The organism is Pseudoduganella ginsengisoli, assembly GCF_009720865.1.
Taxonomy (GTDB): domain Bacteria; phylum Pseudomonadota; class Gammaproteobacteria; order Burkholderiales; family Burkholderiaceae_D; genus Rugamonas; species Rugamonas ginsengisoli.
Genome location: NZ_WNLA01000060.1, coordinates 1 through 2,937 on the forward strand (window position 1 = coordinate 1; position 2,937 = coordinate 2,937).

Annotated in this window: 1 protein-coding gene; it reads left to right on the forward strand. The window is 62.3% G+C overall.

The annotated features are described in order from the left end of the window. Window positions 1–2,937, forward strand: a 2,937-nt coding sequence (locus GM668_RS30160) for a condensation domain-containing protein (RefSeq protein WP_155442675.1), incomplete at both ends; no start/stop codon positions are given.

Genomic DNA, 2,937 nt, shown 5'->3' on the forward strand with positions numbered 1-2,937 from the left:
GGCCGCTCTACAGCCTGGGCTACCTGCACGGCTATGCCGACGGCAGCGCCCGCGTGTTCTTCGCGCTGCACCACCTGATTGTCGACACCATCAGCTGGCGCGTGCTGGCGGAGGATTTGCAGGCCGCCTATGAAGGCCAGGCCCTGCCGCCGAAGCTGACCAGCTATCGCCAGTGGGTGGACACGGTGAGCCGGTATGAAACCACGCACCGTGCCGAGTTGCCGTACTGGCTGGATTTGCTGGGCAGCGCCGCGCCGCTGGCGCTGGACAAGGGCGATGGCGCCGTCAGCGATACCGAACTGGTGCTGGACAGCGCACTGACCACCAAGCTGCTGCAACGCTGCAATGCCGCTTACCATACGCAGATCAATGATCTGCTGCTGACAGCGTTTGCCTACGCGCTGTCCGATGTCGGCGGACGGGCGTGCAACCACATCATGCTGGAAGGTCACGGCAGGGAAGAGATCGCCACGGACATCGACCTGTCGCGCACGGTGGGCTGGTTCACCACGCTGTTCCCGGTGGCCCTGACGGTCGAGCAAGACTTGCGCGCCAGTATCAAGGCCAACAAGGAACGCTTGCGCGCCGTGCCGAACAAGGGTATCGGCTTCGGTACGCTGATGGGCTATGCGCATCCGGCCCTGCCATCGGTCAGCTTCAATTACCTGGGCCGCTTCGACACGGACGGCGCGGCGGACTGGCAGCCTTGCGCCGACCCGGCCGGCATGGCGATCGCACCGGACAATGCGCTGAGCCACGATATCGGCGTGATTGCAATGGTGCAGAGCGACCAGCTGCGCTGCCGCATGTACACCCGCTTCGGCGCGGCGGTGACCGGCCAGCTGGCTGCGGCATTGCAGCGCCACCTGGAGGCGGTCATTGCACACTGCTCGCAGGCGGCGGCTGTCGAATACACGGCCAGCGACTTTGCCGACGTAGCGGGCGAAAGCGACTTGAGCCAATTGCCGCTGCTGCACAACGAAAATACCGGCGACTGGTTCGACATGACGGCCGTGCAGCGCGCCTACCTGATGGGGCGCCTTGCCAACTATGAGATCGGCAATATCTCCAACCACATCTACAACGAGTACAGTTACCGCCAGCTCGACGTGAACACCTTGCAGCGCGCGCTGAACACGCTGATCGAGCAATACGACGTGTTGCGCACCGTGTACAGCTTCGAGCGGCTGCAGCAGCGCTATCTGCCGCTGGAGCAAACTGGTCCTTACCGCATCCAGATCAACGATTGCCGCGGCCAGGCACGCAAGGAAGACACGCTGGACGCGGTGCGCGAGCGGCTGTCGCACAAGGTCTACGACGCCACGTCGTTCCCGCTGTTCACGTTTGAAGTGTCGCGCTTCGACGATTGCGATGTGCTGCACATCAGTATCGACCTGATCTTGCTGGACGCGCAAAGCCGCCAGGCCATGTTCGCGGAATTGAACCAGCTGTACCGCGACCCGGCTTACCGCTGCAATCCGCCATCGATCAGCTTCAAGGATTACCAGGAATACTTCAAGCACCTGGAACATTCGCGCTGGTACGCGAAAGACAAACAGTACTGGATGGACAAGGTAGCCGACATGCCGCTGCGCCTGGAACTGCCTTTCCTCGTGCCGCCGGAAAGCGTGACGGCGCCAAAATTCAACGACCACACGTTGTTTGTGGAAGGCGAAGCGTGGCAAAAATTCAAGGAACAGTCGCGCAAGTATGGCGTGTCGTACTCGTCCGTGCTGCTGGGCCTGTATGGCTCGGTGCTGTCGCACTTCTCCGGCTACCGCGAATTCCTGATCACCATGACGGTGTTCAACCGCTATGCGATGCACGAAGAGGTGTCCAGGCTGTGGGGCGACTTCACCAGCACCAACCTGTTCCACTTCCAGGGATTCGGCAGCGATGTGCTGAAGACGCTCAAGCGCGCCCACGACACGATGTGGCAAGACGTGGACCACGGCTTGTTTAACGGCATCGAGGTGCAGCGTGAACTGGCGCGCCGCCATAAGCTTGACGGCAACAAGGCAGTGTCGCCCATCGTGTTTACCGGCATCATCGGCAATTTGCTGGACGAGACAGACCGGTCGTTCTGGCTGGACGATTCGGAAATCGTTGAACAGCGCGACTGGAGCGCCCAGACGTCGCAAGCGTGGATCGACTTGCAGGCGATCGAGGCCAATGGCCGCTTCATGAGCAAGTGGCTGTATGTCGATCAATTGTTCAGCCCGGAGTATGTGGCGGAAATGAACCGGCTGTACTGCGCGCTGATCACCCACCTGGCGTATGCGGACTGGGAAGCCGGGACGGACTTGTTCCAGCTGCCGGCCCGCGACCATGCATTGATTGCGCAAGCCAATGCCGCCGTGCAGGCAACCAGCACCGGCACCTTGTTTAGCCGCTGCGCAGGCCGCGATGACGCCATTGCCGTGATTGAAGGCGGCAGCGGCCGCCAGTTCAGCCATGCGCAGCTGCGCGCAGACAGCGCGCAGCTGGCGCGCCACCTGGTGCGCAGCGAAGGCACGGACGGCGGCTTGATTGCCATCCTCAGCGAAAAAGGCTACAACCAGGTGGCGGCAAGCCTGGCCATCATGCAGTCCGGCCATGGCTACCTGCCGCTGCACGTCGAATGGCCGGCCGGCCGCATCGACACCGTGCTACAGCAGGGCAAAGTGCGCACCGTGCTGCTGTCGGCTAAACAGGCCGCATGCGCAGAGATCCAGGCCACACTGGCGGGGCGCTACCGCCTGCTGGTGATTGAAACCCTGCTGGAACAGCTGGCCAGTGATGAAGGCTTGCGTGCACAAGCGCTGCCGCAAGTGGCGCCGGACGATTTGGCGTATGTGATCTTTACGTCCGGCTCGACCGGCGTGCCGAAGGGTGTAAGCATCAGCCATCGCGGCGCGCTCAACACCATCGACGCCGTCAACCAGCGCTTTAGCGTGG